The following is a 24,707-nucleotide window of genomic DNA, read 5'->3' on the forward strand; positions in this document are numbered from 1 at the left end:
AAATGTTGAAAGAAAGGGAGGATTGAAATGGGTGCAATTTTAAGATTAGGTCGATTGGAACTTCGTGTGCTAGATTTGGAGGAATCTGTTAAATATTATACAGATGTCATTGGACTTGAAGTGACAGGACGCGAGGAAAATCGAGTATATTTAAAAGCTTGGGACGAATACGACCATCACAGCATCATTTTACAAAAAGCCGATACGGCTGGAATGGATCATATGGCATTTAAGGTAAAAGATATTTACGAGTTGGAAAAATTAGAATATAAAATTGAACAATTTGGATGCACAATTTCTCGGATTTCCAAAGGTGCTAGATTAGCAGAAGGAGAAGCGATTCGTTTCCAGATTCCTACAGGTCATTACATGGAATTATATACTGACATCGAACAAGTGGGGACAAAGACAGGAACTCTCAACCCTCATCCATGGCCGGATGGGTTAAAAGGAATTGCTCCACATCGCTTGGATCACGCTCTTTTAACGGGCGATGATTTGAAAACGGCAACACGTTTCTTTACGGAAGTGCTCGGTTTTAAACAAACGGAGAGAATCATTACTGTAGATGGGGAAGATTTAGTAGGCAGCTTTTTGTCAGCGACTAATAAAGCCCATGACGTTGCTTTCGTGAAAGGACCGGATGGCAAATTCCACCACGCAGGATTTTATGTAGATAACTGGTATGAAGTATTAAAAGCAGCGGATATTTTAACAAAAAATGATGTTCAAGTCGAAATTACACCGACCCGACATGGAATCACACGCGGTCAAACCGTTTACTTCTTTGACCCATCTGGAAATAGAAACGAGGCATTCGCAAGCGGTTATATGAGCTATGCTGACTTCCCGACCATTACATGGACGGAAGATAAGATTGGCGCAGGCATCTTCTATCACCGAAGAGAACTGGTTGAATCATTCTCTAAAGCATTAACGTAAAAAAAAGAAGATGTGATGCGATAAAGGGGCTTGTGTCCACTGGCCCCTTTTTGAACTAACAATGCTCAGGAAGGAATGGGAATGGTCATCGCTATCACTGAATGATAACAGTGCGGTTTCAAAAATTCGCTGTCAGCGTTCGATAGGAGGTAGTTTGGTTTGCAGGAAGTGACGAGTACCCGTATCAAAACCGGAGCCTATGAGACATATTTTTATCGTGCCGGTATCGGGAGCAGTGAAGCGATTCTTTTTATCCATGGATCCGGCCCGGGAGCAACCGCTTGGTCTAATTGGCAATATGCGCTCCCTTTTTTCAGCGAAAAAGAGTTTGATTGTATAGCGCCAGACTTAATCGGTTTCGGAATGTCGGAACATCCGTCTTCACCTCCGAAAGGCATACGGTCTTGGATGAGGCTATGGGTAGACCAAATAAAACTTCTTCTTGATTCATTGGAGATCAAACGCACCCATTTGGTAGGAAATTCTTTAGGCGGGGCTATTGCTCTTCACTTATTGGCCGAGGCACCTGAACGAATTGACCGCGTTGTGTTGATGGGCCCGGCTGGTGCTCCGTTTCGATTGACTCGAGAGCTTGACCGCATTTGGGGATTTTATGAGGATCCTTCTAAAGAGGCAATGGCGCAAATGATTCGCTGGTTTGCTTATGATGAAAGTTTTATCGAAGACCAGCTTGACAACATTAGCAAAATGCGCTTTGAGGCTGCGATGAATCCTGCAGTGCGGCGTTCATATGAAGCAATGTTTCCTCCACCTCGCCAGCAGATTGTGGATGATCTCGTTCTGCCAAGCGCCACGCTGCGCCGCATTCAACAACAAGTTTTACTCGTTCACGGTCTGAATGATCCGATCGTCCCTGTCGAAACAAGTTATTATCTTGCCCAACATCTTCCGCGGGTGAAAATGATGATTTACGGACAGTGCAGCCATTGGACGCAAGTAGAGCACAGAGATAGCTTTCATTCTTTGCTTTTAAGCTTTTTCAAGGATAAAATTTAAGAATATTTTTATATTTATGTCAAAATTAGGAGTTACGATTCATTCTTTGGCTGCACCGCTTGTGCTTACAATGCTAAGTTGCATCGCGAATAAGCCAAGTACAAGGCGACAGTTTCGTTTTTGAGGAGGGAAATGATGAACATTACAGAAATCGCCGCTTTATTATTGGAAGCGGAAAAGAAGAAAAAACCTATTGACCCGCTTACCAATCTTTTTCCTCATTTGACGGCAGATGAGGCTTATCAAATCCAATTGAAGCAAGTGGAATATAAGTTGGAAAACGGACGAACCATCGTTGGCAAGAAAATCGGTTTGACGAGCAAGGCAATGCAAAATTTGCTTCAAGTATCGGAACCGGATTATGGCCATCTTCTTGACGATATGATTGTGTTGGATGGAGAAAATGTTTTTCTTGATGAGTTCATCCAGCCAAAAGTAGAATTTGAGATCGCCTTCATTTTAAAGAAAGATTTAAAGGGTCCCAATGTCACGATGATGGATGTGATCCATGCGACGGAATATGTGGCCCCAGCCATTGAAATTATCGACAGTAGAATCAGAGATTGGAAGATTCGTTTTGAAGATACGGTTGCCGATAACGGTTCTTCTGCCAGAGCCATTATCGGGGGAAAACCGACGCCGATCGAAAACGTCGATCTTTCTCATATCGGTATGGCTGCTTATCGAAATGGTCAATTGATCGATACCGCTGCCGGAGCGGCTGTCATGGGAAATCCGATCCATGCCGTCATCTGGCTCGCCAATGCTCTTAGCCGTTATCATATTTCTTTACATAAAGGGGAAATCATTTTATCAGGAGCATTGACCGCCGCTGTGCCTGTATCTCGCGGGGATGCATTTACCGTAAAATTTGCTCATATGGGTGAAGTATCTGTTTCCTTCATATAAAAATTCGCTGCACATAGCGGGAATGCCGCTTGCAAGTTGGAAAATAAAAACACGTTACATGGGAAGGGGAATGAGCATGAAATTAAAAGCAGGGATTATTGGATCCGGCAATATCGGCACGGACTTAATGTACAAAATAGAAAGAAGCAAATATTTGGAAATGAGTGTTATGATCGGGATTGATCCTCATTCGGACGGATTAAAAAGAGCAAAAGATCGGGGAGTTACGGTGATTGATAACGGAATAGAGGGGTTTTTAAAAAATCCTGACTTGGCGGATATTCTTTTTGATGCAACGACAGCGAAAGCTCACTATAAACATCATGAAGTATTAACAAAACTAAATAAAAAAATTGTTGATTTAACCCCTGCCGCCATCGGTCCTTTTGTCGTGCCGCCGGTCAACTTAAAAGAGGAACTGGATGCTCCTGATGTTAATATGGTCACTTGCGGCGGTCAGGCAACGATTCCAATTGTTCACGCTATTCATCGGGTTGTACCAGTGGAATATGCGGAAATCGTAGCAACGGTTGCGAGCAAGAGCGCTGGTCCAGGTACAAGAGCAAACATCGATGAATTCACCCGGACGACGGCGAGAGCCATTGAAAAAGTGGGAGGAGCCAAGAAAGGAAAGGCGATTATCATTTTAAATCCTGCTGAACCGCCGATTATTATGAGAAACACGATTCATGCACTTGTGGAAGAAAATGGAAAAGAAGAAGAGATCGTTCGTTCCATCGAATCGATGATCAAGGAAGTTCAAACGTATGTGCCTGGTTACCGTTTGCGGAGCGAACCGATGTTTGACGGAAAAAGAATATCGGTATTTCTCGAAGTAGAAGGAGCAGGTGATTATTTTCCTCCGTATTCTGGAAATCTCGATATTATGACCGCGTCTGCAGTAAAAGTAGGAGAAGAATTGGCAAAAATGAAAAATTCGGTAGTTTCATAGTCGAAACGAAAGGAGAGGGGATTATGGCAACACCATCCAAAATTCATTTAGTCGATGTAACGTTGCGGGATGGAAGTCATGCGATGAAACATGCTTTCACCATTGAACAAGTAAAAGAAGTGGCAAAAGGATTAGACAAAGCAGGAATTGAATATTTTGAAGTCTCCCATGGCGATGGATTAGGCGGCTCTTCGTTGCAATATGGTTTTTCCAAAGTGAATGAGATGGAACTGATTGCAGCGGCTGCTGAAGTCTGCAAAAACGCTAAAATTTCTGTTCTTCTTCTTCCAGGAATCGGTGTAAAGGAAGATTTAGAAGAAGCAGTAAAAGCGGGAGCGAAAATGGTGCGGGTGGCAACCCATGTAACGGAAGCGGACGTTGCGAAACAGCACATTGAGCTTGGAAGAAAGCTCGGATTAAAAACAGTAGGATTTTTAATGATGGCACATATGGCTCCAGTGGAAAAGCTGGTCGAACAAGCAAAATTGTTTGAAAGTTACGGAGCGGAAATTGTGTATGTGACAGATTCGGCAGGCGCATTGCTTCCACATGAAGTGAAGGAACGAGTGTCCGCATTAAGGGAGGCGTTATCATGCGAGATCGGCTTCCATGGCCATAACAACCTATCTCTAGCGATGGCGAACTCTATTGCCGCGGTGGAAGCAGGAGCCACTTATATTGACGGCAGCCTGCGCTGTTTAGGGGCAGGAAGCGGCAATACACAAACAGAAGTGATGGTTGCTGTGTTTGAACGTCTCGGATATGAAACAGGTGTAAAGTTATATCCGATTATGGATGTCGCCAATGAAGTGGTGGCCAAATTTATGCCACGGCCTCAAGAAATCACTGGTTCAAGCCTGATTATGGGATATTCGGGGGTTTATTCCAGCTTTCTTCTTCACACACAAGATGCAGCCAAGAAATTCGGCGTTGATGAACGGGATATTTTAGTAGAACTAGGCAAGAGAAAAGCCGTCGGGGGACAAGAAGATTTCATTTACGATATCGCCGCCCAGCTGGCAAAGAAAAAAACCGTAGAAACCATTAGTTAAGGAGGTGATTGGATGTTAAAAACGGAAGTTATCGATTCCATTGTCGATGAATTGTTCCTTGCCGAAAAGCATGGTAAGGCGATTCCTAAACTGGTGGATCGTTATCCCGAATTGGATGTTCATCTTGCTTACGAAGTACAAAACCGGTTAATTGAACGAAAATGCCGAGACGAAGGGACGAAAATTGTTGGCTGGAAATTAGGATTGACAAGTAAAGCCAAACAGGAAATGATGGGGGTCCACGAGCCGACTTACGGAGTTTTGTTGGAGAATATGCAGCTGAAAAGCGATGGCTCCATTTCTTTGAAAACATTAATACACCCGAAAATTGAACCAGAGATTGCCTTTATTTTTAAAGAAGAACTAAAAGGACCGGGCGTCACCGTGGCGGAAGTTTTGCAAAAGACGGCCTACATCGCGCCGGCTCTTGAAATTATTGACAGCCGTTATCAAAATTTTTCTTTTACTTTAGCGGATGTTATTGCCGATAATTCTTCTTCTTCCCGCTTCATTTTAGGAGAACGTTTTACGAAATATGATGGGAAGATTTAAGCTTAATTGGTATGGTTTTTAAAAAGAACGGGGCCATTGTTTCTACGAGCGCCGGCGCAAGCGTGATGGGACATCCGGCAAGGGCCATTGCCTGGATGGTGAACAAACTTTCCCGTTACGATCAATCGGTGAAACCGGGAGAAGTCGTTCTAAGCGGGGCGTTAACCGGCGCGGTGGAAATAAAAGAAGGAGACGTATTCTCGATGAGCTTGGACCGTTTTGGTTCGGTTGAAGCCTCTTTCACCTTTGGAAAGGAGAGTAAATAGATATGCCTTTCATTCAAGTTTATTTATTAGAAGGGCGTTCTCTTGAAAAAAAAGAGGCACTCATCTACGAGCTGACGGAGACGGTGTGCAAAGTGTTGGATGCGCCGAAAGAAAGTGTTCGAGTAATGATTCAGGAAATGCCTTTGGAACATTGGGGAATTGCTGGAGAATCCGTGAAAAAACGAAGAGAACATGAAAAGGAGTGAATGAAGTGATGAAATCGGTAGATACAAAAGTACGAGAAATTAAATTATTTATTGATGGGGAATATGTAACTTCAAGCAGCAATTCGTTATTTGAAGTGAAAAACCCTGCAACACAGGAAGTCATTGCGAAAGTACATGAAGCGACAAAAGAAGATGTCGATCGGGCGTGCAAAGCGGCAAGAAGAGCGTTTGAAGAAGGGCCATGGCGGACGATGACCGTCAAAGAGCGGTGCGAAAAAATTCGAAGAATGGCAGAAATTATAATGGAAAGAAGAGAAGAACTTGCACGCCTTGAAGCAACGGATGTCGGGAAGCCATATTCTGTAGCGTTTGAAAAAGAAATTCCGAGATCGGCTCATAATTTGAAGTTTTTCGCAGATTTTGTCGAACAATTAGGCGGCGAAGTATACCCGATGGAAGAAGAATACTTGAACTATACCCGTTACGAACCTGTCGGTGTAGCCGCTTTAATCACACCATGGAATCTTCCGTTTATGCTCACAACATGGAAATTAGGACCGTGCTTGGCCGCGGGAAATACGGCAGTCATTAAACCGGCGGAAGCCACTCCATTAACGGTTTCACTTCTCGGTGAAATTGCGAAAGAAGCTGGCATTCCAGATGGAGTGGTCAATGTCGTCCATGGGTTTGGTCCGAATTCAACTGGCGAGTTTTTGACTGCCCATCCGGAAGTAGACTTAATTTCGTTTACGGGAGAAACAACAACGGGAAAAGCAATTATGAAAACAGGCGCCGATACGCTAAAAAGAGTGTCGTTTGAGTTGGGAGGAAAAGCAGCAAATATTATTTTTGAAGACGCCGATCTTAACAAAGCGATTCCTGTTTCCATTCAAGCGGCATTCTTAAACTCAGGGCAAGTTTGCCTTGCCGGCTCCCGAATTCTTGTACAACGCTCGATTTTTGATGAGTTTGTCACTCGCTTCAAAAAAGCAGCGGAAGAATTAGTTGTAGGAGATCCGCAAGATCCACGGACAAATATGGGTCCTCTTGTCAGCGAAGAACATTATAAAAAGGTGACAAGCTATTTAGAAATTGCTAAACAAGAAAATGCTACCTTGATTACAGGAGGAAAGCGTCCTTCTAACCTGCCGGACTATTTGAAAAATGGGTACTATTTGGAGCCAACGGTTTATGTACATGAAAATCCAGAAGCTCGTATTTGCCAAGAAGAAATATTCGGGCCTGTCGTTACGCTAATTCCTTTTGATACAGAAGAAGAAGCTGTGCAAATCGCCAATAACACGCAATATGGATTAAACGGAGTGATTTGGACTGAGAATTTGCAGCGCGCCCACCGTATTTCCCATCAAGTTCGTGCCGGTACCATTTGGGTCAATTGCTGGTTCGTGCGTGACTTGAGAGCTCCATTCGGCGGTTTCAAGAAAAGCGGCATTGGTCGTGAAGGAGGAAGACATAGCTTAGAATTTTTCACAGAAGCAAAAAATATTTGTATTGCTTTGAAATAATTCATATGCCGCCGGATGACGTTATGTTCATCAACGATACAATCCGGCGGCTTCTTTTTCACTATATCTTTTCACTTTTTAGAGTGTTTCATTTCGCCTGCCAATAAAAACAAGTTCTCCTTCGAAGTCTGAAAAATCTTCAAAGCATGGCGCATAATGTGCTGCCGAGCGCATGCTTAAATTCAAAGGAGGAACAGCCAATGATATATCAAATTAATATAGGTGGAAAAGTATTTTCTTGTGGAGAGAATATGGATTTATTAAAAGCGGCGAAATCTCAGCAAGTAAAAATTCCTTATGGGTGTGCAAATGGAGGATGCGGGATGTGCAAAGTCAAAATTAAAGAAGGAGAATACAAAATTGGATTGTGTTCCAAAGGAGCTCTTTCCGATGAGGAACGGCGGCAAGGATATGTCTTAGCCTGTAAAACGTATCCGCTCAGTCACTTAATTGGGGAACTCATTGAATATTAAGGTGATCATGTATGAACAAACCAAAATCGGTACTGGATCAATTTGAATTGAAATTTGATAACGGTTACATTTATATGGGGGAGTCCCGCTCGATTATAGTGGCAGCAGATGCGCTCGGATTATTGCGCAGGGATTTAATTCGCGATATGGGTTTTGAGCGAATGAAAGGCTTTTTGTTTCGGTATGGATGGAATCTAGGAAGACAAGACGCGAAAGAACTGTTAAATCATGCAAACTGTTCGATGGAGGAGTACATCCAATATGGACCAAAGCTGCACACGATGAAAGGCCATGTGAAAGCGAGATGTACTTTTTTGGAAGTCAAAAGCGAAAATGGAAAACGCCAAGTTACAATGGAAGGATATTGGTCTCATTCCTATGAAGCAGAAGAACACGTACGCCATTTTGGAACATCATCCATCCCGGTTTGCTTTACTCTTTCCGGATATGCAAGCGGTTTTGTTTCGGAAATTGCCGGAGAAAAAACTATTTTCAAAGAAATGACATGTGAGGGGATGGGAAAAGAAGCATGCCATTGGATCGGCAAAACGGTGGACCAATGGGGAAAAGAAGCGGAACAAGAGCTGCGGTATCTTGATGAGTCCCCAATCGTAGAAGAACTGGCTGCAACATATGAAAAACTGTTGGAAGAACGAAATAATTTGAAATTTGTAACAGCTATTCATAAGAAGCTCACCGAGGAAGTCATTAAAGGAAACAATTTAGACTCCGTTGTTTGTCAAATGTTTCAATCGATGAATATTCCAGTTTTGATCGAGAACTTGCACCTTCATCCGATGGCCTATGCTGGAATCACTTCCAATGAATTAGAACAATATAAAAACGAACTCATTGACTATTTAGAAAAAAATCCTTTTTGCAAGCCCCAAGCCATTGTAACATCGACCCATCTTCTTCATCTGCGCTATCATTATCGCTTAATGACACCAATTTTTTTGCAAAATAAAATAGTAGGATATTGTTCGTTTGTTTATCACGACTTGAACCAATTCAACGCCTCGATTTCTCCCATGATTTTGGAGCGGTTGGCCTCTGTCAGTTCGGTATGTTTGCTCAACGAAAAAACGAAACTTGAATCATATGAACGGATCAAAGGGTTCTTTTTGGAGGAAATCATTAATACGAGACAACAAAGCAACTATCACGACTTAATCATGAAGGCTAGTTTAATAGGTGTGGATTTATCCAAGCCTTTTTATATCTGTGTGCTGGATTGCCGGTTTCAAGAAGATGATTTATCGAAAGAGTTAGAAATGCAAAAAGAAATTTTAAGTTTTCTCACCGCCTATGGGAATGATCAAAAACAAAACATGCTGATTGGCAAGCGTGCAAAACATCTTATTCTGTTAATTACAGAAGATCAAGTCGAAAAAGAAGGAATACAAACATGGCTGGCAAAACTTGTTGATTTGCTATCGTCTCAATTTTCTTCTGTTACATTTTACGGAGGGATCAGTTCCAAAGCAAACAATGTATCGCATGCTGGGGACGCTTATAAAGAAGCGCTTATATCCGTCAGAGTCGCATCAAAACACCAACAAATCATTTCATTCGAATCTTTAGGAGTCGTTGGTGCTCTTATTAATGAAAATAATGAACAAGAAGTGAAAAAAATGGCCAAAGCTTGCCTTGGAAACTTAAACTTGGATGATCCAAAAAACGTAGAGCTTATTCGTACGTTGTATATCTTTTTAATCAACGGCGGCAACTTAGAACAGACAGCAACAGACTTGGCGTTGTCCATCAGCGGATTGCGGTACAGGGTGAGCAAAATTGAAAGCATCCTTCAACAAGAACTGCGAAATCCTATGATTCATTATCAACTCCTTTTATCCATTCAGGCATTAATGATCATAGGAGAGATAGATATCGGGCTTAAATAAGGCAGCTACGGATTTATAGATTGTTCCAAAGTGTGGATTCCTCCATAAAACGAATCAATGGCCAAAAATTCACTGATGAATAAATAATTTACCTTTCCAGATTAGAAAATAAAGAAAGATATCATCCAGCAAAGAAGAAGATCCAATGAGCAAAATCCCGTTTTTCGCCATTCAGACGGCACCTGATCGGCGTGCCGCGATCAGGTTGCCGCACGCTTGCGGCTGGAAAACAAACATATGAAGCGGCCGCAGCGATCAAGAAAGGGGAAGCAGCATGAACAACAGAAACGTAAAAGCGATTGTCTTTGATTTAGACGGTACATTGTATGAAGAAACCCATCATTTTGAATATTACGCCGCGCAGGTCGCCAAGCGGCTGCGCAAAGAAGATCAACATCGTTTTTGGGAAGATTACCGCGCGGTTCTTTCCGGCCGCCATCCGCTTCGCATCGGCAGCGTGTATGACGCGGAGAAAGATCTTATTTTGTTTTTGCAAAACGGCATCGTTAGCGAAGCGTACCGCTAGAATGGCGATAAGCTGGCGCTGCCGAAGTAAAAACGATCTACCCCGGGCAGGTGAAAATCGATCTTGACCGCTTATTTAGCATCGGCGACAATTTGGAAAATGATATCCTCCCGGCACGCCAGCTTGGCTGCCGCACCATTTTTATCGATGTGTATAGACTGGCTAAGCACGGCGATGCCGATATCATTGTCGCTTCGATGTCGGAATGCGTCCCTGTCCTGCGCCGCTTCCTATAATGCCGGCATTGCGATGTCCTTTTATTTTGGCGCCTTGGTTAGAATAGCTTTTACGGGGAGCGGGCGGCGGGGAATTTATTTCAAATAATATTCATTCGAAAATTATTGAAATTATCAGTAGAGCGTAGTATGATAAAAGAAAACATATACATACTAACTGGTTGGTCAATAGATAATGTATAACAAGGAGTAATAGGAAGAATAACAGAAGCGTATTTTTTGTAAACGCTTTCTAAATTTGTTGTTGAGGGGGGAGAGGCGAATGAATAATCGCCATTTTCCGTATTGGCCAAAACGGTTGAGCAAAACGCTGACTGTTCCGGAAACGACGATCGTCGATCATTTAGAAACGACAGCAAGCGCTACCCTCAAAAAACCGCTATCCACTACTACGGCGCCTCTTACTCTTACAAACAATTATGGGAGCAAGTCAACGCGCTTGCCGGCTACCTGCAACAAAAACTTTCCGTCCAGCCAGGCGACAGAGTGCTTTTATACATGCAAAATTCCCCGCAATTTATCATTTCCTACTATGCGATTTTACGTGCCGAAGCGATTGTTGTTCCGATTAATCCGATGAATACAACCGAAGAGCTTTCGTTCTATATTCAAGACTGCGAAACGAAAGTGGCATTATCGGGCAGGAACTGTTTGCTAAAGTGAACCGCTATTATCTACACCCGTCTGAACATTCATCGTCGCCGCTTATTCGGACTATATTTCCGAATCTACGCCAATCGCGCTGCCAGATGAAGTCGCACTGCCGCGGCAATCGTATGACCGCGGACATGTATGCTATTGGGTCAATTGTTTAGAAGCAAATCTTGCGCCGAACCCATATCAAGGCCATGTCGATGATATTGCTGTGCTGCCGTATACATCGGGAACAACGGGGGTGCCAAAAGGGTGCGTTCATTCGCACCGGACGGTAAACGCCAACATTGTCAGCGCCTATCATTGGGCAAACGTGACAAGTGATACGGTTTGCCTCGTCACCTTGCCGCTCTTTCACGTTACCGGAATGGTCCACAGCATGCATCTTCCAATTTTTGCGGGCGCGGCGATGGTGCTGTTGACCCGTTGGAATCGCGATAGTGCCGCGCGTTTGATTGAAATGCATCGCTGTACACATTGGGTCAATATTAGCACGATGCTTATTGACTTTTTGGCCAATCCGTCATTGTCAAAATATGATATTTCTTCTCTTGCTAGCATCGCTGGCGGGGGCGCGCCGCTTCCAGAAGCGGTCGGAGAAAAATTGTTTAAGCTGACAGGAGTGCAATATATGGAAGGATATGGGCTTTCCGAAACGATTTCGCATACCCATTTCAACCCGCCGGATCGTCCGAAATTGCAATGCTTGGGCATTCCATCGTTTGACGTCGACGCCCGCATCATTGACCTGGAGACCAGAAAAGAGCTTGGCGTCGGGGAAATCGGGGAAATCGTCGTGCACGGCCCACAAGTGTTTAAGGGATATTATCGCCGTGAAAAAGAAACGGAAGAAGCGTTTATTGAAATCGATGGAAAACGGTTTTTCCGCACCGGCGACATTGGGCGGATGGACGAAGACGGATATTTCTTCATTGTCGACCGCGTCAAGCGGATGATCAATGCGTCTGGGTATAAGGTATGGCCGACCGAAGTTGAATCGTTGCTCTATAAGCATCCGGCCGTGCAACAAGCGTGCGTCATTGGTGTTCCTGATCCGCGCCGAGGAGAAACGGTGAAAGCATTTATTGTGCTTCAAGATGAGTACGTCGGCAAAATCACAGAAGAAGAAATTATCGAATGGGCGAAAACGCAAATGGCCGCCTATAAATATCCGCGCATCGTCGAATTCCGTTCGTCGCTGCCGATGACATCAAGCGGAAAATTATTGTGGCGGAAATTGCAAGAAGAAGAGTATCAAAAATTAGAAAAAGGGGCAAAAACATGAAAGTGTTTGCATAATCAGCAACATAAGGCCGCTTCCAAAAAGCAAAAGCTGCTTTTTGGAGCGGTCTTTTTTCTATGATAGAAAAGATGCATATTTTTCCTTTTCCGTTAGAAAATAAAGGAAGACATTTTAAAAATGGAGGGGGATGAGGTGCCGACAATAGAAAAGCAACTCCTGTTTTTCTCATTCCTTGCAATCGCCTTGTTTGTATCGCCGTATTTTCTGCTTGGCGAAGATGCGCATATGCGTGTGCATGATAATTTAGATTCCAATATTGCATGGTATAAAGTCGTCACAAAAAGCGGAGAGTTATTTGGTTCGGTTCATGCGGTCATCCCGCAAATTATTAACGGGTTGCCTCGAAATGCGTTCGGTACGGAATTTAGCGGAATCGTTTGGCTTCACGCGCTATTTCCATCCATTTACGCATATGGACTTAGTCAGGCGATTACTCGCGTGTTTGCGTTTATCGGGATGTACTTGCTGTTAAGGAAATATGTTGTTCCAGATGAAAAATGGGTATGGATTCGCATTGGAGCGTCGCTTGCTTTTGCGCTGACACCGTTTTGGCCATCAGGGATGCTTAGCACGCTTGGAATGCCGCTTGCGCTGTGGGCGCTTCTGAACATCCGCGCTGGCGAGCGTTCATGGGTAAACTATCTTGTGCTTACGCTATTGCCGTTTTATTCGAGTCTCGTGCTCGGTTTCTTCTTTTTCCTTAGTGCGATGGGAATATGGTGGCTTGTCGACGTCATTCGCGGGAAAGGATGGAATTGGCGCTTTTTCTTTGCCATTGTGTACATGACGGCCATTTATTTGGCGATGGATTAACGCCTTGTTCATTCGCTGTTATTTTCTGATGAACCGACAAGCCGTGATGAGTATTTTCATGCCCGCTTGCCGCTTTGGCGTGTCATACGTCTAATTTTTAAAAACTATATTCTCGGCCATACGCATGTGATGACGGTACACGGACTGATTATTTTGCCGGTGACGTTGGTGGCGTTGTATATCGTTTGGAAGAAAAAGTTATGGAAGCGGGAAAAGCTATTTGTATTTTTACACGTATTGAATTTTGCGCTGTCGACGTGGTACGCGTTTTGGTTTTATAAAGGCTGGGTCCCGTTAACAGAACGTTTTGATCTTCTGGATAAATTTAATTTTGCCCGCTATCACTTTTTGCGGCCGATGGTCATTTACGTGCTGTTTGCCATTTCCCTTAAAATTTTATGGCAGCAAGGCCATTCGTGGAAAAAGGCATGTTTTGCAGCGATTGCCGCTCAGTTAGTCGTTCTCACCGCTTTTAACGAGGAAATTGCGCATCGCAATAAGCCGTCGTTTCGCGAGTTTTATGCGGAAAAGCAATTCCAAGAAATAAAAGAGCACATCGGACTGCCGGTTCACAAATATCGTGTCGCCAGCATCGGCATTCACCCGGCAATCGCGCAATATAACGGATTTTACACATTAGATACGTATAACAATTTTTATCCCCTGTCATATAAACATAAGTTTCGCCAAATTATCGCAAAAGAGCTGGCGAAAAACAAAAAGCTGCGCGAATACTTCGACGAATGGGGCGGACGTTGCTATATTTTTGTCGACGAGTTAGGAAAACATTATATGTTTAACAAGAATTCAAAACGAACGATTAAACATTTACAGCTAAATACGAATGTATTTCGCGAAATGGGCGGCCGTTATATTTTCTCGGCATTGCCGATTGAAAACGCAAAACAAAATCAGCTGACGCTTGAAAAAGTGTTTCATTCCAAAGAATCGGCATGGACGATTTATTTGTACAAGGTGATACCGTAAGGAGGGGTTAACATGAACGAACCAATGCTTACGATTGTTGTGCCGTGTTATAACGAAGAGGAAGTATTGCCGGAAACGATTCGCCAGCTCCGCAATCTGCGGGAGGAGCTGATTGCCGAGCGCCTTGTTTCTCCTGAAAGCACGTTATTATTTGTCGATGACGGAAGCGGTGATGCGACATGGGACATTATTTATAAAGCAAGCTTGCGTTATCCGGAAGTAAAAGGGGTGAAACTTGCGCGCAATGCGGGGCATCAAAACGCGCTGTTAGCGGGGCTGTTTGCTGCGAAAACGCGTTCTGATTGCATCGTTTCGATCGATGCAGATTTGCAAGATGATATTTCCGTCATTCGCGATTTTGTCCAAAAGTTTCATGAAGGATATGAAATTGTGTATGGGGTGCGCAATAAGCGCGATACGGATACGTTTTTTAAACGCCATACTGCTCAATGGTTTTATAAACTGATGAGAGCAATGGGAGTCGATCTCGTTTATAACCATGCCGATTATCGGTTAATGAGCCGGCGGGCGGTAGAGGAACTCGAACGGTTCGAGGAAGTGAATTTATTTTTGCGCGGAATTGTGCCGCTGCTAGGGTTTCGCTCCACAACCATCTATTATGATCGGAAAGAGCGGTTTGCAGGAAAAACGAAATATCCGCTCAAAAAAATGATCGCGTTTGCCCTTGATGGGATCACTTCGTTTAGCATTACGCCGATTCGCATTATTTCGCTCATTGGATTTGTTTCCTTTTTCGTCAGCTTATTGTTTGGAGTATATTTTCTTCTTTTAAAATTTACCGGCCATACGCAAACAGGCTGGACATCGCTCATTACATCCATTTGGTTTCTCGGCGGCTTGCAGCTTATTGCGTTTGGGTTGATCGGAGAATATATTGGGAAAATTTATAAAGAAACAAAACGGCGCCCCCGATACATTGTCGATCTTGATTTATTTAATTTGCCGATGCCGCAGCCGTGGCACCAATCTTCTTCACTAAGTGAAGGATCAACGATGCCGGAAATTTCAAAACACCGTTCATAATGTGATATTTTTACTTGCAATATGTGAAAAGAAGGAGTAGACTCTTTTGTGAAAAACTATATATTGTTTTGCGGGAGCTTGCGGAAGCAGGCTGAGAGTACGGCTAATTCCGCCGTTGACCGTTCGAACCTGTTGGGGTAATGCCAGCGCAGGGAAAGTGACTGTGGGATTCGTATACACTTTGCTTGCGCGCAAAGTGTTTTTTTATTCGCAAAAAAGGAGAGGATGGGAAATGAACAACCAGGAAGCGATAAACGCATTGCAAATGGTTAGACAAGCCAATCCGCTTGTACATAACATTACGAATGTGGTCGTAACGAATTTTACGGCAAACGGCCTGCTTGCGTTAGGTGCTTCACCGGTCATGGCGTATGCGAAAGAGGAAGTTGCGGATATGGCAAAAATTGCGGGGGCGCTCGTCTTAAATATCGGAACATTAAATCCAACAGAAGTGGAAGCGATGATCATTGCCGGAAAAGCGGCAAACGAAGCTGGCGTTCCTGTTATTTTCGATCCGGTTGGCGCCGGGGCGACGCCGTATCGCACGGAGACGGCGCGAAACATTGCGAGCGCGGTCCAACTGTCTGTCATTCGCGGCAATGCGGCGGAAATCGCGAATACTATCGGCGAATCGTGGACCATTAAAGGCGTCGATGCGGGAGAAGGCAGCGGGGATGTCGTATCGCTTGCGAAAAAAGCGGCCAAGCAGCTGAAAACAGTAGTCGCCATTACAGGAAAAGAGGATGTTGTAACAGATGGAAATACGACGTATATCATTCGTAACGGGCATCCGTTGTTAACGAAAGTGACCGGAACTGGCTGCTTATTGACATCTGTTATTGGCGCATTTGCGGCTGTAGAGCGGGATGTGTTAAAAGCGGCGGCGGCGGCGCTTGTCATCTATGGAGTTGCCGCGGAAATCGCTGCGAAAAATGCAGGAGACGAAGGACCGGGCAGCTTTCAAATCGCCTTTTTGGACGCGCTTTTCCGCGTAGGAGCGGATGAGATTAGCCGATACGGTCGCATTGAACGAGGAGAATGAAGGGAGAGAAAATCATGGTATATAAAGCGTTAACGATTGCCGGTTCGGACAGCGGCGGCGGTGCTGGGATTCAAGCGGATTTAAAGACATTTCAAGAATTGCGTGTATTTGGGATGTCCGCATTAACAGCGGTAACGGCGCAAAATACACTCGGCGTGCAAGGAGTATACCCATTGTCGCCGGAAGCGGTCGCGCAACAAATTGAATCCGTCGGAACCGATTTAGGAGCGGATGCTGTAAAAACCGGGATGCTGTTTAGTGCGGAAATTATTGAAGTGGTTGCTTCGAAAGTGAAACAATTCGGGTGGGAACGCCTCGTCGTCGATCCGGTCATGATTGCCAAAGGCGGTGCTCCGCTATTGCAAGAAGAGGCGGTCAGCGCATTAAAAACGCATTTGCTTCCGCTTTCGATGGTGGTTACCCCGAACATTCCAGAAGCAGAAGCATTAACCGGCCTTACGATTCGAACGATTGAGGACCGTAAGGAGGCGGCGAAACGTCTGCATGAACTAGGAGTGAAATACGTCGTGATCAAAGGCGGCCACGACGATGATGGAGAAGAAACGGTCGATGTATTATATGACGGAAGTGAATTTTTCTATTTCACAAGCAAGCGAATCGATACAAAACATACGCATGGAACAGGATGCACGTTTGCCGCGGCGATAACGGCAGAGCTCGCAAAAGGAAAAACAGTGCAAGAAGCAGTGCAGACAGCGAAATCGTTTATTCAAGCCGCCATTAGTCATGAATTAGGCATCGGCCACGGTCACGGCCCGACAAATCATTGGGCGTACCGGGAGAAACAAGCGCGGTAGGTGAGTGGAAAGTGGCCCGAATTGCAAGCGAAGTAATGAGAGAACGATTGAAAGTATATTTTATTATGGGAAGTACAAATTGTAAAAAACAGCCATTAGAAGTATTAACAGAAGCGATTGATGGCGGAATTACGCTGTTTCAATTTCGCGAAAAAGGGAGCGGTGCGCTTGTCGGTGAACAAAAATACGAGTTCGCCAGACAGCTGCAAAATATTTGCAAAAAGCGCGGCATACCGTTTATCGTCAATGACGATGTCGAACTAGCGTTAGCTCTTGATGCCGATGGTGTGCATATCGGGCAGGATGATGAAGATGCGCGCATCGTCCGCGAAAAAATCGGCGATAAAATTCTTGGAGTGTCGGCACATAATTTGAAAGAAGCGCAAGCGGCGATCGCTGCTGGTGCCGATTATATCGGAGTTGGACCAATTTATCCAACGAAATCGAAAGAGGATGCGAAGAAAGCGCAAGGCCCTGAGATTATTCGCTTTCTTCGTGGTCAAGGAGTCGATATTCCGCTTGTGGCCATTGGAGGCATTACCGCGGAAAATGCTGGTGAAGTGATGAACGCCGGAGCGGACGGTGTTTCCGTCATTAGCGCGATTGCTTCGGCTGCATCTCCGTTTCTGGCAGCAAAACAACTCGTTCAAACGGTGTTCAACAACGATTGAACTACCCCCACTTACCGGCTAAAGCCGGTGGAAGTGGGGGATTCTTGTTTCCTTTGGCCGTAGTTGCTCAAAGGTCCCAAGAACCCCCTCCGTTCAACGAGAGGAGTAGCCATACAAGATGTCCGAAGTATCCTTTTGGGACGACCAGCTATATGCCTGTGAAAGTACATATAGAAGGTACACCATCTTCCATTCGTATGGCATCCGAAGAACGCATTGCAATGCACCCAGCTCCTAGAATCGCCATCTGCTCCGGTGACGAGAGTAAGATACTGGTACAATGCGTTCTTTTATTCTAAAACTTCACGATCAAGAGTGAATGGTTATGAAGCTAAAGCTTTTATTAATTGATGTTTTTCTTCTTCTAACAACGATGGATGAAATACATCTATCCCTTGATGCGGCTGATTCACATTGAAAAGATGATACAATGTATGTGTACGAACAGAAAACTTCTTATCTAAAATAGACCAATGCTTCCAATGATGAGAAACCTCTTTCGGGACATACTTTTTAAGCACCTTTGGCGCTTTTTCTTTATATCCCAATCCTCGACGGCCGATCGTAAATGCAGCGGCTTGGTGGATGGAGATACCGAATTTACGCATATACTTTAGCTTTCCAGAGATCGAAGTGTAGGCTGGATTTACTTCTATAACAGCAACTCCCATTTTGTCGGCGCGGCTTTTGATTGCTTGTATCATTTTTCGATAGGCGAACATACTCTTCATCCGATTTGCTTTTTTGTTGCCGTATTTATTTCCCACTTTGGATAAAGTAGTATCCAATTTTTCCAAAACAAGAGCTTTCTCCAAGCTTCGTGATCCTTGATAAACTCTTCTTTCGTAAATTGCTGTTTAAACAACTTCTTTCCTCCGAACACGGCACTTGGGATGTGTTCTTTTAATTTCATTTTCTTTTGTTCTAATCGATCTAAACGATGTTTTAAACAGCCGATTTTTGCTTTCGTCCGTTTCATTTTCACATCTAAATAACGATGTTCAAACAAATAGGAATTCATCCAAATCAAAGATCTGTTCTTTACTTCAAGAGAGATGATTCCGCTCTTCTGCAAAACAAAGTTTGTATTTTTTGGAAACCGTAAGTTTCCTTTGATGCAATTTTCTTTGATTTTGCGTAATGTTGTCAGTTTGGTTCGTTCTGTTTTCAGTTTTTTCTTCACATCTTTTATTTTTTCTTCTGTCTGTTGAATGTACATTTTATTTAATTCCATTCGAGAGGAGAAAAGAGCATTTGCTTCTCGGACTGCACTGTTGACAAAATAGTCATTCATTCCGTATTTTTTCTTCACAACGATATGCAGACTTTCTTGATGTAATTTTCGTCCCCATCGCTTTTCCCGGACCAGTGTCTGAAAAGCGAAACGCTTTGCGCGATGGAATAACTCTAATGCATAAGATGTTTCCGTCACATGAAGAATATCCATTTTTGATTTATACAATCTTCTTGAAAAATACGCTTTTTTCATCTTTTCTTCACCTATAACAGAACATAAGTTCGGTATATTTATTTATATTTTATGACAAAAGAAGAACATTTTTCAACTATCACGATGATCAAAAAACAAAAAATGCCGATTTCATCCCCCACCTACGCTTCGCTTAGAGGTGGGGGGCTTCTCGGCAAAAATAGAGCTTTTGCCCATTAAAAATTAAATAGGTAATATCTGTAACCCACTTCTCATTTGGCTTGGACGTGTGGAAATCTCGGTTTAGATAGTTATCCGAAATCACATAAGGCTCTTTCTTTCCGAAATAAGGTCGTTTCTTCCGAATCACCGCCCGGATTCCCATCTCCCTCATCAGCCTTTGTACTCGTTTATGGTTGATATCCAGTTTGTATTTCCGTTTCAGCCAAACTTTGACTCTCCGATACCCATAGATTCCTTTCACTTCTTCATGACACTCTTTGATTTTTTCCTTTAGCTGCTCGTCTTCCAATTGCTTCTGAGAAGGGCGTTCCTGTCGTTTTACCCACTTATAATATCCGCTTCGAGACACGCCTGCTATCTCACATAATGGTTGAATCGAACCATAACACCCGGCCATTTCTTGAATGATCGCGAACTTCTTATGAGCTGGTACTGCTTCCATTCCCCCTTTCACCTCTTTAAGAGCTTTTTTAGCATCTTTACTTCCGCCTCAAGGCGCTTGATTTTCGTTTCAGGATCTTCTGGGCGAGTTCTTGGTCTTCCTTTGCCTGGTCCTTTTGCCTTTCCTCGTTTTTCCTCTAGCCCTTTCATTCCTTCCTGTTCATAGCGTTTCACCCGTCGACGTACCATGGATTCATCAATCCCTAATTCTTTAGACACCGTTTTGTATCCCATGCCCTCTTTCCAATATAAATCCACAGCCTTCTTTTTAAACTTTGCATCATATGTTTTTCGTATTTTCCCCATAGAAAATCCCCTCCATAGTAGACAGATTAATTGGCTTTATTTTTTCTGTCTACTATAAGGGGATCATATCAATGTGTTGGGGGCACCTTCTTTTTTGCCATTTAAGAAACAGCCTGTTTCTTTTTCGGAAATTGCCATTCCAAAAGTGGGCGCATAATGCGTACAATCGGTTTGCTTCCAAGAACAAGCACAACGATGACGGACAATCCTAGTAATAGCGGGTAACCGTGAATGCTCATAATAAAATCTGGAAGTTTTGTTTCATGCAAGTATTTTAAAATAAACCCGTGCAAAATATAAATATAAAATGTTCTTGCGCCTAACACCGAGAAAGAAAAACGACGGTTTGGAATAAGCGAGAGAAAACTGACCATCATCAGAGTGCTTGCGCCATAAATAACCAGGCGCACGAAAACTCCTTTTTCCTCTGGTACGCCGAGCGTATCGTATGATTTGGAACCGTATAGCCATTCTTGCGGCAAATCAGGAAAACCGAAATGAATCATGATAAACATCCCGACTAGTGCAAATAGTGAAAATAAACGTACGCGCCATGTAAATAATCGTTCAATATTCTTTTTTTGAAGGAAAAATCCTAATAAAAAGAATGGGAAAAACGTAAACGTACGCGATATACTTAGCCATTTCTCTGCTTCGATCATGCCTGCTCCTACTCCCAAAAGAAGGGCAAGCAATAGTGAAACGTGTTTTGGGATTTTGGCAAAGATCCATAATAACAAATTCCAACTAAATAAGCTAATTAAAAACCATAGACTCCATTGGGGAGTGAGCAAATCGAATTCAATGGAATCTTTTTGATATAAAAAGTAATAGTAAACCGAATACAACAGTTGAAAAATAAGGTAGGGAAGCAATAATTTTTTTGTTATCTTTTTTAAATATCCTTGTTCATGAAATTTTTTAGCAAAATAACCTGAGATAAAGATAAACGCCGGCATGTGGAAAAAGAAAATCCAAATATATAAGCTATGCACCCAGAGCACATTATCGATATACGGGCGGAGAAAATGACCGAACACGACGAGAAGCATCAGTGCGCATTTTGCATTGTCAAAGTAATAATCGCGTTCGCTCATTGTATCTTCCTCCCTTCTTATCTATACCAATTCGAATAATACTTCTTCTCTTTTGAGGGGTCAATAGTATATCAATTTTTGGAAAGGTGTGATAATTTGATGGTAGAACGCGAAACGACCGATATGACCCAGTTATTAGAAATAATCAACGCGAAAGGGGACGAAGGAGAACTTGAACAAATTGTGCACCTTGTATGTAATGACGAATTGTTTTGGAAAAGTCTACATTCATTAGCGGAAGATAGCGCCAAAGCGGATGAAGAAGGGAAGGAAAATTGGTAATGGAAGTCATACGTGCAAAGCAAATCGCAAAATCGGGAAAAATCGTGCCAGTCACATACGAAGGGCAGCAGGTAATGATTCAACACGTGGATGAAGAACGGGAAATGGCGCGTATTTATAAAAAAAATCGCCCAGAGGAAGAAATGGAAGTACCCGTTCGTCTTCTGCAAGAACAATAATCGTATTCGAATGGCGCTTGCGGTTTAGGTATGGTATAATAATAAAAGAATTGAATAAGCATATGGAGTGAATCGTATGAACATCGGGTTTGGAGAAATTGCCCTTATCGTTTTTTTCGCGCTATTAATTTTTGGCCCAAAAAAATTGCCGGAATTAGGACAAGCGGCTGGAAAAACGTTGCGTGAATTTAAAAATGCGACAAAAGGAATTATCGATGATGAAGAGCAAAAAGTACAAAAATAAGGACTTGGTAATACATACCAAGTCCTTATTTTTGTTCCAAATCGCATTCATGCAACGGAACGATTTTTGTTTTTTTCACAAACTTATACCCGAGCCAGACGATAATAAAGAGCGGCAGGCCGATGTACGAAACAAGAACCCCATACCAGTCGATCGTTCCGCCAATAAAAGCCGGATAGTTTTGTCCTAAAATAACAATGGTGCAAACAATAAATGCAAAAATAGGACCGAACGGGAACCATTTCGCTTTATACGGTAAATCATCGAGGCTTTTCCCTTGAGCAATATACGCTTTACGGAATCGATAATGGCTGATCGCGATCCCGAGCCATGCAATAAACCCTGACATTCCGGAAGCGTTCAATAGCCATGTATAAACGACACCATCGCCAAAGAAAGAAGCTAAAAAAGCAAGCGTTCCTATTGATGAAGTGACAATAAGCGCATTGACTGGAACTCCGCGTTTATCCAGTTTCGCTAAAAATTTTGGCGCTTTCCCTTCACGGGCTAAATCCCAAAGCATGCGGGTAGACGCGTACATGCCGGAGTTGCCTGCCGATAATACAGCAGTTAAAATGACGGCGTTCATTACCGAAGCGGCAAAGGCAATTCCAGCTTTATCGAATACGAGTGTAAACGGGCTAACTGTAACATCGCCGTTGGCAAGTCTTTCGTCTGTATAAGGGATTAACAAGCCGATTGCCAAAATAGCTAATACATAGAATAACAAGATGCGCCAAAACACCCGGCGAATGGCGCGGGGAATGCTGTGTTCCGGATCTTCTGTTTCTCCAGCAGCGACCCCTAACAATTCCGTTCCCTGAAAGGAAAATCCCGCCGCCATAAAGATTCCTAACATGGCCATAAAGCCGCCGTGAAACGGGGCATCTCCAATGGTAAAGTTTTTAAAGCCAATCGCTTCACCGCCCATGATTCCGAAAATCATCAGGAAGCTGACAATTAAAAACACGATGACAGTTGCCACTTTAATGAGGGAAAACCAATATTCCGCTTCTCCGAATCCTTTTACCGATAAGTAATTTAAAAGAAACATAATGCTTAAGCAAAGCGCGCTCCATAAAAGCGATGGGCTATGTGGAAACCAAAATTTCATAATCATCGTGACCGCAGATAGTTCCGCGGCGATCGTAATCGCCCAGTTGTACCAATAATTCCATCCTAATGCAAACCCTAATGCAGGATCAACGAATTTCGTTGCATATGTGCTAAAAGATCCAGAAACAGGCATGTATGCCGCCATTTCCGCAAGGCTTGTCATTAAAAAGTACACCATAATGCCAATGGCTATATATGCCGCAAGTGCTCCACCGGGTCCTGCCGTATGCACTGCTCCGCCGCTTGCCAAAAATAAACCTGTACCGATTGTTCCTCCGAGGGAAATCATCGTTAAATGGCGTGTTTTTAGTTTTCGCCGCAATCCGCTCTCAGAAAGGGAAGCTGAAGAAGGAGCAACCATTGTTTTTGTTGCTGTTTTCATTAATGAACCACTCCCTTATTATTTACAAATATTATGCTAAAAATCTGAAAATTATTAATTTTTATTAATAGGATGTTCTGTGACATCCATATAATAAAAAAAGCCGTCGAAGGAGATTCGACGGCAGTGTTGAGATAACTGCATACATCAACTCTCCCATGAAGATAGCGCTCCATACCCGCAAATTCATGCGGGTATGACAGTGTTGCCCCTATTCGGTGACAACCCCAGCCTGAGCACCCAGAGAAATGCCCAGACTTCGGCAGCTTTTCCTTTCCGGTAAAGTCGTTGACGTGCTCTGCGTCTCGTTTACCGTACTCATAAAAGCTGCGACCTCTACTTCAATGGTTGAATGAGCGGCATATTCAATTATATTAATATACCTTTATTCTAATCTATTGTTGTAATTATAGCAATAGAAAATTAGAAATAAGAGACAAGTCTTTGAAATTGTTACCATATAATAACTATATCGATGTTTTTTCGATAGCGCACCAATTTTAATTGAAGTAAGCTGTAAAGAACAATGGGGTGGCGCTCTGATGTTAAAAAAAATGACTATTACTATTATTGGAAGTATGTTTCTTGCAATCGGGATTAATGTTTTTTTAGTTCCCCATCATTTGTTAGATGGGGGGATTATTGGAATTAGTTTAATCATCAAATATATTTGGCATGTAAAAGTAGGATTAACGATGGTTTTATTAAGTATTCCCCTTTATATTATGGCTTGGTTTTACTATCGCCCGTTTTTTTATAATAGCCTTCATGGTTTACTGTTTTCCTCATTGATGATTGATATATTTTCCGTGCTGCGCGGCATCATTATGCTTGATCCAATGATCAGTTCCATTATTGGCGGAGTTTTAGTCGGCATCGGAATCGGCATCATGTTGCGGGAGGAGACGAGCACGGGAGGGACGGATTTATTAGCACAATTTATTGCGAGAATGACGAATTGGAATGTCGGAATTATTATTTTTATGATGGATACGTTTATTATTACGATTGGGAGTTTCATCATTGATTCCACTTCGTTTCTTTATTCGCTTGTTGTAGTAACGATAGTAGGCATCGCGACAACTATGTTAACACAGACAGGCGGATGGAGACACTATGTTATGTAATCTCCAC

Annotated in this window: 23 protein-coding genes, 4 pseudogenes and 1 riboswitch; of the genes and pseudogenes, 22 read left to right on the top strand and 5 right to left on the bottom strand. The window is 43.1% G+C overall.

The genetic code is table 11. From position 1 onward, the window contains the following. Window positions 1-27 precede the first annotated feature (27 nt). From NXM86_RS07210 to thiE, 18 genes and pseudogenes are all read left to right on the top strand, one after another. Window positions 28-942 carry a catechol 2,3-dioxygenase gene (locus tag NXM86_RS07210; protein ID WP_171699295.1) on the top strand — a complete coding sequence of 305 codons (915 nt, stop codon included), beginning with the start codon at window positions 28-30 and terminating at the stop codon, window positions 940-942. Window positions 943-1,110: 168 nt separating this feature from the next. Continuing rightward, window positions 1,111-1,959, top strand: a complete 849-nt coding sequence (locus NXM86_RS07215; RefSeq protein WP_223812243.1) for an alpha/beta fold hydrolase — start codon at window positions 1,111-1,113, stop codon at window positions 1,957-1,959. 135 nt (window positions 1,960-2,094) lie between these two features. Beyond that, window positions 2,095-2,868 carry a 2-keto-4-pentenoate hydratase gene (locus tag NXM86_RS07220; RefSeq protein WP_081188871.1) on the top strand — a complete coding sequence of 258 codons (774 nt, stop codon included), beginning with the start codon at window positions 2,095-2,097 and terminating at the stop codon, window positions 2,866-2,868. A gap of 76 nt (window positions 2,869-2,944) precedes the next feature. After that, complete coding sequence (locus NXM86_RS07225) at window positions 2,945-3,820, top strand: acetaldehyde dehydrogenase (acetylating) (protein WP_081188870.1); 876 nt, start codon at window positions 2,945-2,947, stop codon at window positions 3,818-3,820. Between the two features lie 23 nt (window positions 3,821-3,843). Continuing rightward, window positions 3,844-4,872 carry a 4-hydroxy-2-oxovalerate aldolase gene (gene dmpG / locus NXM86_RS07230; RefSeq protein WP_498958817.1) on the top strand — a complete coding sequence of 343 codons (1,029 nt, stop codon included), beginning with the start codon at window positions 3,844-3,846 and terminating at the stop codon, window positions 4,870-4,872. A 12-nt stretch (window positions 4,873-4,884) separates the two neighbouring features. Beyond that, window positions 4,885-5,690: pseudogene (locus NXM86_RS07235) on the top strand (2-keto-4-pentenoate hydratase). Window positions 5,691-5,692: 2 nt separating this feature from the next. Continuing rightward, complete coding sequence (locus NXM86_RS07240; protein WP_081188867.1) at window positions 5,693-5,896, top strand: 4-oxalocrotonate tautomerase; 204 nt, start codon at window positions 5,693-5,695, stop codon at window positions 5,894-5,896. Between the two features lie 8 nt (window positions 5,897-5,904). After that, the gene (locus tag NXM86_RS07245; RefSeq protein WP_081188866.1) at window positions 5,905-7,383 is read left to right on the top strand and encodes an aldehyde dehydrogenase; all 1,479 of its coding nucleotides are present in this window, start codon (window positions 5,905-5,907) and stop codon (window positions 7,381-7,383) included. Window positions 7,384-7,583: 200 nt separating this feature from the next. Continuing rightward, window positions 7,584-7,856: a 2Fe-2S iron-sulfur cluster-binding protein gene (locus tag NXM86_RS07250; RefSeq protein ID WP_081188865.1), complete on the top strand. Its 273-nt coding sequence runs from the start codon at window positions 7,584-7,586 to the stop codon at window positions 7,854-7,856. Between the two features lie 11 nt (window positions 7,857-7,867). Then, a complete protein-coding gene (locus NXM86_RS07255) occupies window positions 7,868-9,760 on the top strand; it encodes a XylR N-terminal domain-containing protein (RefSeq protein WP_498958818.1) in 1,893 nt (630 codons plus the stop codon). A 274-nt stretch (window positions 9,761-10,034) separates the two neighbouring features. Next, window positions 10,035-10,286, top strand: a complete 252-nt coding sequence (locus NXM86_RS07260; protein WP_498958819.1) for a hypothetical protein — start codon at window positions 10,035-10,037, stop codon at window positions 10,284-10,286. Between the two features lie 50 nt (window positions 10,287-10,336). After that, window positions 10,337-10,522 (top strand): HAD hydrolase-like protein, encoded by a 186-nt coding sequence (locus tag NXM86_RS07265; protein ID WP_318281992.1) that lies wholly within the window; start codon window positions 10,337-10,339, stop codon window positions 10,520-10,522. Between the two features lie 262 nt (window positions 10,523-10,784). After that, window positions 10,785-12,461, top strand: a pseudogene (locus NXM86_RS07270) (long-chain fatty acid--CoA ligase). A 150-nt stretch (window positions 12,462-12,611) separates the two neighbouring features. Next, window positions 12,612-14,279: pseudogene (locus NXM86_RS07275) on the top strand (DUF6044 family protein). Between the two features lie 12 nt (window positions 14,280-14,291). Continuing rightward, window positions 14,292-15,323: a glycosyltransferase family 2 protein gene (locus NXM86_RS07280; protein ID WP_081188860.1), complete on the top strand. Its 1,032-nt coding sequence runs from the start codon at window positions 14,292-14,294 to the stop codon at window positions 15,321-15,323. A gap of 232 nt (window positions 15,324-15,555) precedes the next feature. After that, window positions 15,556-16,365 (top strand): hydroxyethylthiazole kinase, encoded by an 810-nt coding sequence (thiM, locus tag NXM86_RS07285; protein ID WP_081188913.1) that lies wholly within the window; start codon window positions 15,556-15,558, stop codon window positions 16,363-16,365. A gap of 14 nt (window positions 16,366-16,379) precedes the next feature. Next, window positions 16,380-17,183, top strand: coding sequence for a bifunctional hydroxymethylpyrimidine kinase/phosphomethylpyrimidine kinase (thiD, locus tag NXM86_RS07290; RefSeq protein ID WP_015864107.1), 804 nt, complete (start codon window positions 16,380-16,382; stop codon window positions 17,181-17,183). 11 nt (window positions 17,184-17,194) lie between these two features. Then, window positions 17,195-17,854, top strand: a complete 660-nt coding sequence (gene thiE, locus NXM86_RS07295) for a thiamine phosphate synthase (protein ID WP_081188859.1) — start codon at window positions 17,195-17,197, stop codon at window positions 17,852-17,854. Between the two features lie 323 nt (window positions 17,855-18,177). Here the strand turns inward: thiE and NXM86_RS07300 are convergent. The 4 genes and pseudogenes from NXM86_RS07300 to NXM86_RS07315 form a co-directional block, all read right to left on the bottom strand. Continuing rightward, window positions 18,178-19,343 (bottom strand): annotated as a pseudogene (locus tag NXM86_RS07300) (IS200/IS605 family accessory protein TnpB-related protein). 133 nt (window positions 19,344-19,476) lie between these two features. Next, window positions 19,477-19,968, bottom strand: a complete 492-nt coding sequence (locus tag NXM86_RS07305) for an IS3 family transposase (protein ID WP_081188857.1) — start codon at window positions 19,966-19,968, stop codon at window positions 19,477-19,479. An 8-nt stretch (window positions 19,969-19,976) separates the two neighbouring features. Next, complete coding sequence (locus NXM86_RS07310; protein ID WP_081188856.1) at window positions 19,977-20,273, bottom strand: transposase; 297 nt, start codon at window positions 20,271-20,273, stop codon at window positions 19,977-19,979. Between the two features lie 101 nt (window positions 20,274-20,374). After that, window positions 20,375-21,370 carry an acyltransferase family protein gene (locus NXM86_RS07315; protein WP_062756041.1) on the bottom strand — a complete coding sequence of 332 codons (996 nt, stop codon included), beginning with the start codon at window positions 21,368-21,370 and terminating at the stop codon, window positions 20,375-20,377. 99 nt (window positions 21,371-21,469) lie between these two features. Between NXM86_RS07315 and NXM86_RS07320 the strand changes: the two genes are divergently transcribed. The 3 genes from NXM86_RS07320 (at window position 21,470) to NXM86_RS07330 (ending at window position 22,075) form a co-directional block, all read left to right on the top strand. Beyond that, window positions 21,470-21,652 carry a hypothetical protein gene (locus NXM86_RS07320; protein WP_081188854.1) on the top strand — a complete coding sequence of 61 codons (183 nt, stop codon included), beginning with the start codon at window positions 21,470-21,472 and terminating at the stop codon, window positions 21,650-21,652. Then, window positions 21,652-21,831 carry an H-type small acid-soluble spore protein gene (locus NXM86_RS07325; protein ID WP_015864103.1) on the top strand — a complete coding sequence of 60 codons (180 nt, stop codon included), beginning with the start codon at window positions 21,652-21,654 and terminating at the stop codon, window positions 21,829-21,831. The genes NXM86_RS07320 and NXM86_RS07325 overlap by 1 nt, the downstream gene beginning before the upstream one ends. Before the next feature lie 76 nt (window positions 21,832-21,907). Then, the gene (locus NXM86_RS07330) at window positions 21,908-22,075 is read left to right on the top strand and encodes a sec-independent protein translocase protein TatAY (RefSeq protein ID WP_015864102.1); all 168 of its coding nucleotides are present in this window, start codon (window positions 21,908-21,910) and stop codon (window positions 22,073-22,075) included. A gap of 25 nt (window positions 22,076-22,100) precedes the next feature. Here NXM86_RS07330 and NXM86_RS07335 read toward each other — a convergent pair whose 3' ends face one another. Beyond that, window positions 22,101-23,573 carry an amino acid permease gene (locus tag NXM86_RS07335; RefSeq protein ID WP_015864101.1) on the bottom strand — a complete coding sequence of 491 codons (1,473 nt, stop codon included), beginning with the start codon at window positions 23,571-23,573 and terminating at the stop codon, window positions 22,101-22,103. Window positions 23,574-23,730: 157 nt separating this feature from the next. Beyond that, a riboswitch (Lysine riboswitch) is annotated at window positions 23,731-23,920 on the bottom strand. 195 nt (window positions 23,921-24,115) lie between these two features. On the opposite strand from NXM86_RS07335, the gene NXM86_RS07340 reads away from it, so the two are divergent. Next, a complete protein-coding gene (locus NXM86_RS07340; protein ID WP_089097742.1) occupies window positions 24,116-24,700 on the top strand; it encodes a YitT family protein in 585 nt (194 codons plus the stop codon). The last annotated feature ends 7 nt before the right edge of the window (window positions 24,701-24,707 follow it).

The organism is Geobacillus sp. CX412 (assembly GCF_027942335.1).
GTDB classification, from domain to species: Bacteria; Bacillota; Bacilli; order Bacillales; family Anoxybacillaceae; genus Parageobacillus_B; species Parageobacillus_B toebii.

Bases quoted from the DNA above. Each gene is read 5' to 3' on its own strand.
- NXM86_RS07210 (WP_171699295.1), top strand. From the start codon at position 28: ATGGGTGCAATTTTAAGATTAGGTCGATTGGAACTTCGTGTGCTAGAT.
- NXM86_RS07220 (WP_081188871.1), top strand. From the start codon at position 2,095: ATGAACATTACAGAAATCGCCGCTTTATTATTGGAAGCGGAAAAGAAG.
- NXM86_RS07225 (WP_081188870.1), top strand. From the start codon at position 2,945: ATGAAATTAAAAGCAGGGATTATTGGATCCGGCAATATCGGCACGGAC.
- dmpG (WP_498958817.1), top strand. From the start codon at position 3,844: ATGGCAACACCATCCAAAATTCATTTAGTCGATGTAACGTTGCGGGAT.
- NXM86_RS07240 (WP_081188867.1), top strand. From the start codon at position 5,693: ATGCCTTTCATTCAAGTTTATTTATTAGAAGGGCGTTCTCTTGAAAAA.
- NXM86_RS07245 (WP_081188866.1), top strand. From the start codon at position 5,905: ATGAAATCGGTAGATACAAAAGTACGAGAAATTAAATTATTTATTGAT.
- NXM86_RS07250 (WP_081188865.1), top strand. From the start codon at position 7,584: ATGATATATCAAATTAATATAGGTGGAAAAGTATTTTCTTGTGGAGAG.
- NXM86_RS07255 (WP_498958818.1), top strand. From the start codon at position 7,868: ATGAACAAACCAAAATCGGTACTGGATCAATTTGAATTGAAATTTGAT.
- NXM86_RS07260 (WP_498958819.1), top strand. From the start codon at position 10,035: ATGAACAACAGAAACGTAAAAGCGATTGTCTTTGATTTAGACGGTACA.
- NXM86_RS07280 (WP_081188860.1), top strand. From the start codon at position 14,292: ATGAACGAACCAATGCTTACGATTGTTGTGCCGTGTTATAACGAAGAG.
- thiM (WP_081188913.1), top strand. From the start codon at position 15,556: ATGAACAACCAGGAAGCGATAAACGCATTGCAAATGGTTAGACAAGCC.
- thiD (WP_015864107.1), top strand. From the start codon at position 16,380: ATGGTATATAAAGCGTTAACGATTGCCGGTTCGGACAGCGGCGGCGGT.
- NXM86_RS07305 (WP_081188857.1), bottom strand. From the start codon at position 19,968: ATGGAAGCAGTACCAGCTCATAAGAAGTTCGCGATCATTCAAGAAATG.
- NXM86_RS07310 (WP_081188856.1), bottom strand. From the start codon at position 20,273: ATGGGGAAAATACGAAAAACATATGATGCAAAGTTTAAAAAGAAGGCT.
- NXM86_RS07315 (WP_062756041.1), bottom strand. From the start codon at position 21,370: ATGAGCGAACGCGATTATTACTTTGACAATGCAAAATGCGCACTGATG.
- NXM86_RS07320 (WP_081188854.1), top strand. From the start codon at position 21,470: ATGGTAGAACGCGAAACGACCGATATGACCCAGTTATTAGAAATAATC.
- NXM86_RS07325 (WP_015864103.1), top strand. From the start codon at position 21,652: ATGGAAGTCATACGTGCAAAGCAAATCGCAAAATCGGGAAAAATCGTG.
- NXM86_RS07330 (WP_015864102.1), top strand. From the start codon at position 21,908: ATGAACATCGGGTTTGGAGAAATTGCCCTTATCGTTTTTTTCGCGCTA.
- NXM86_RS07335 (WP_015864101.1), bottom strand. From the start codon at position 23,573: ATGAAAACAGCAACAAAAACAATGGTTGCTCCTTCTTCAGCTTCCCTT.
- NXM86_RS07340 (WP_089097742.1), top strand. From the start codon at position 24,116: ATGTTAAAAAAAATGACTATTACTATTATTGGAAGTATGTTTCTTGCA.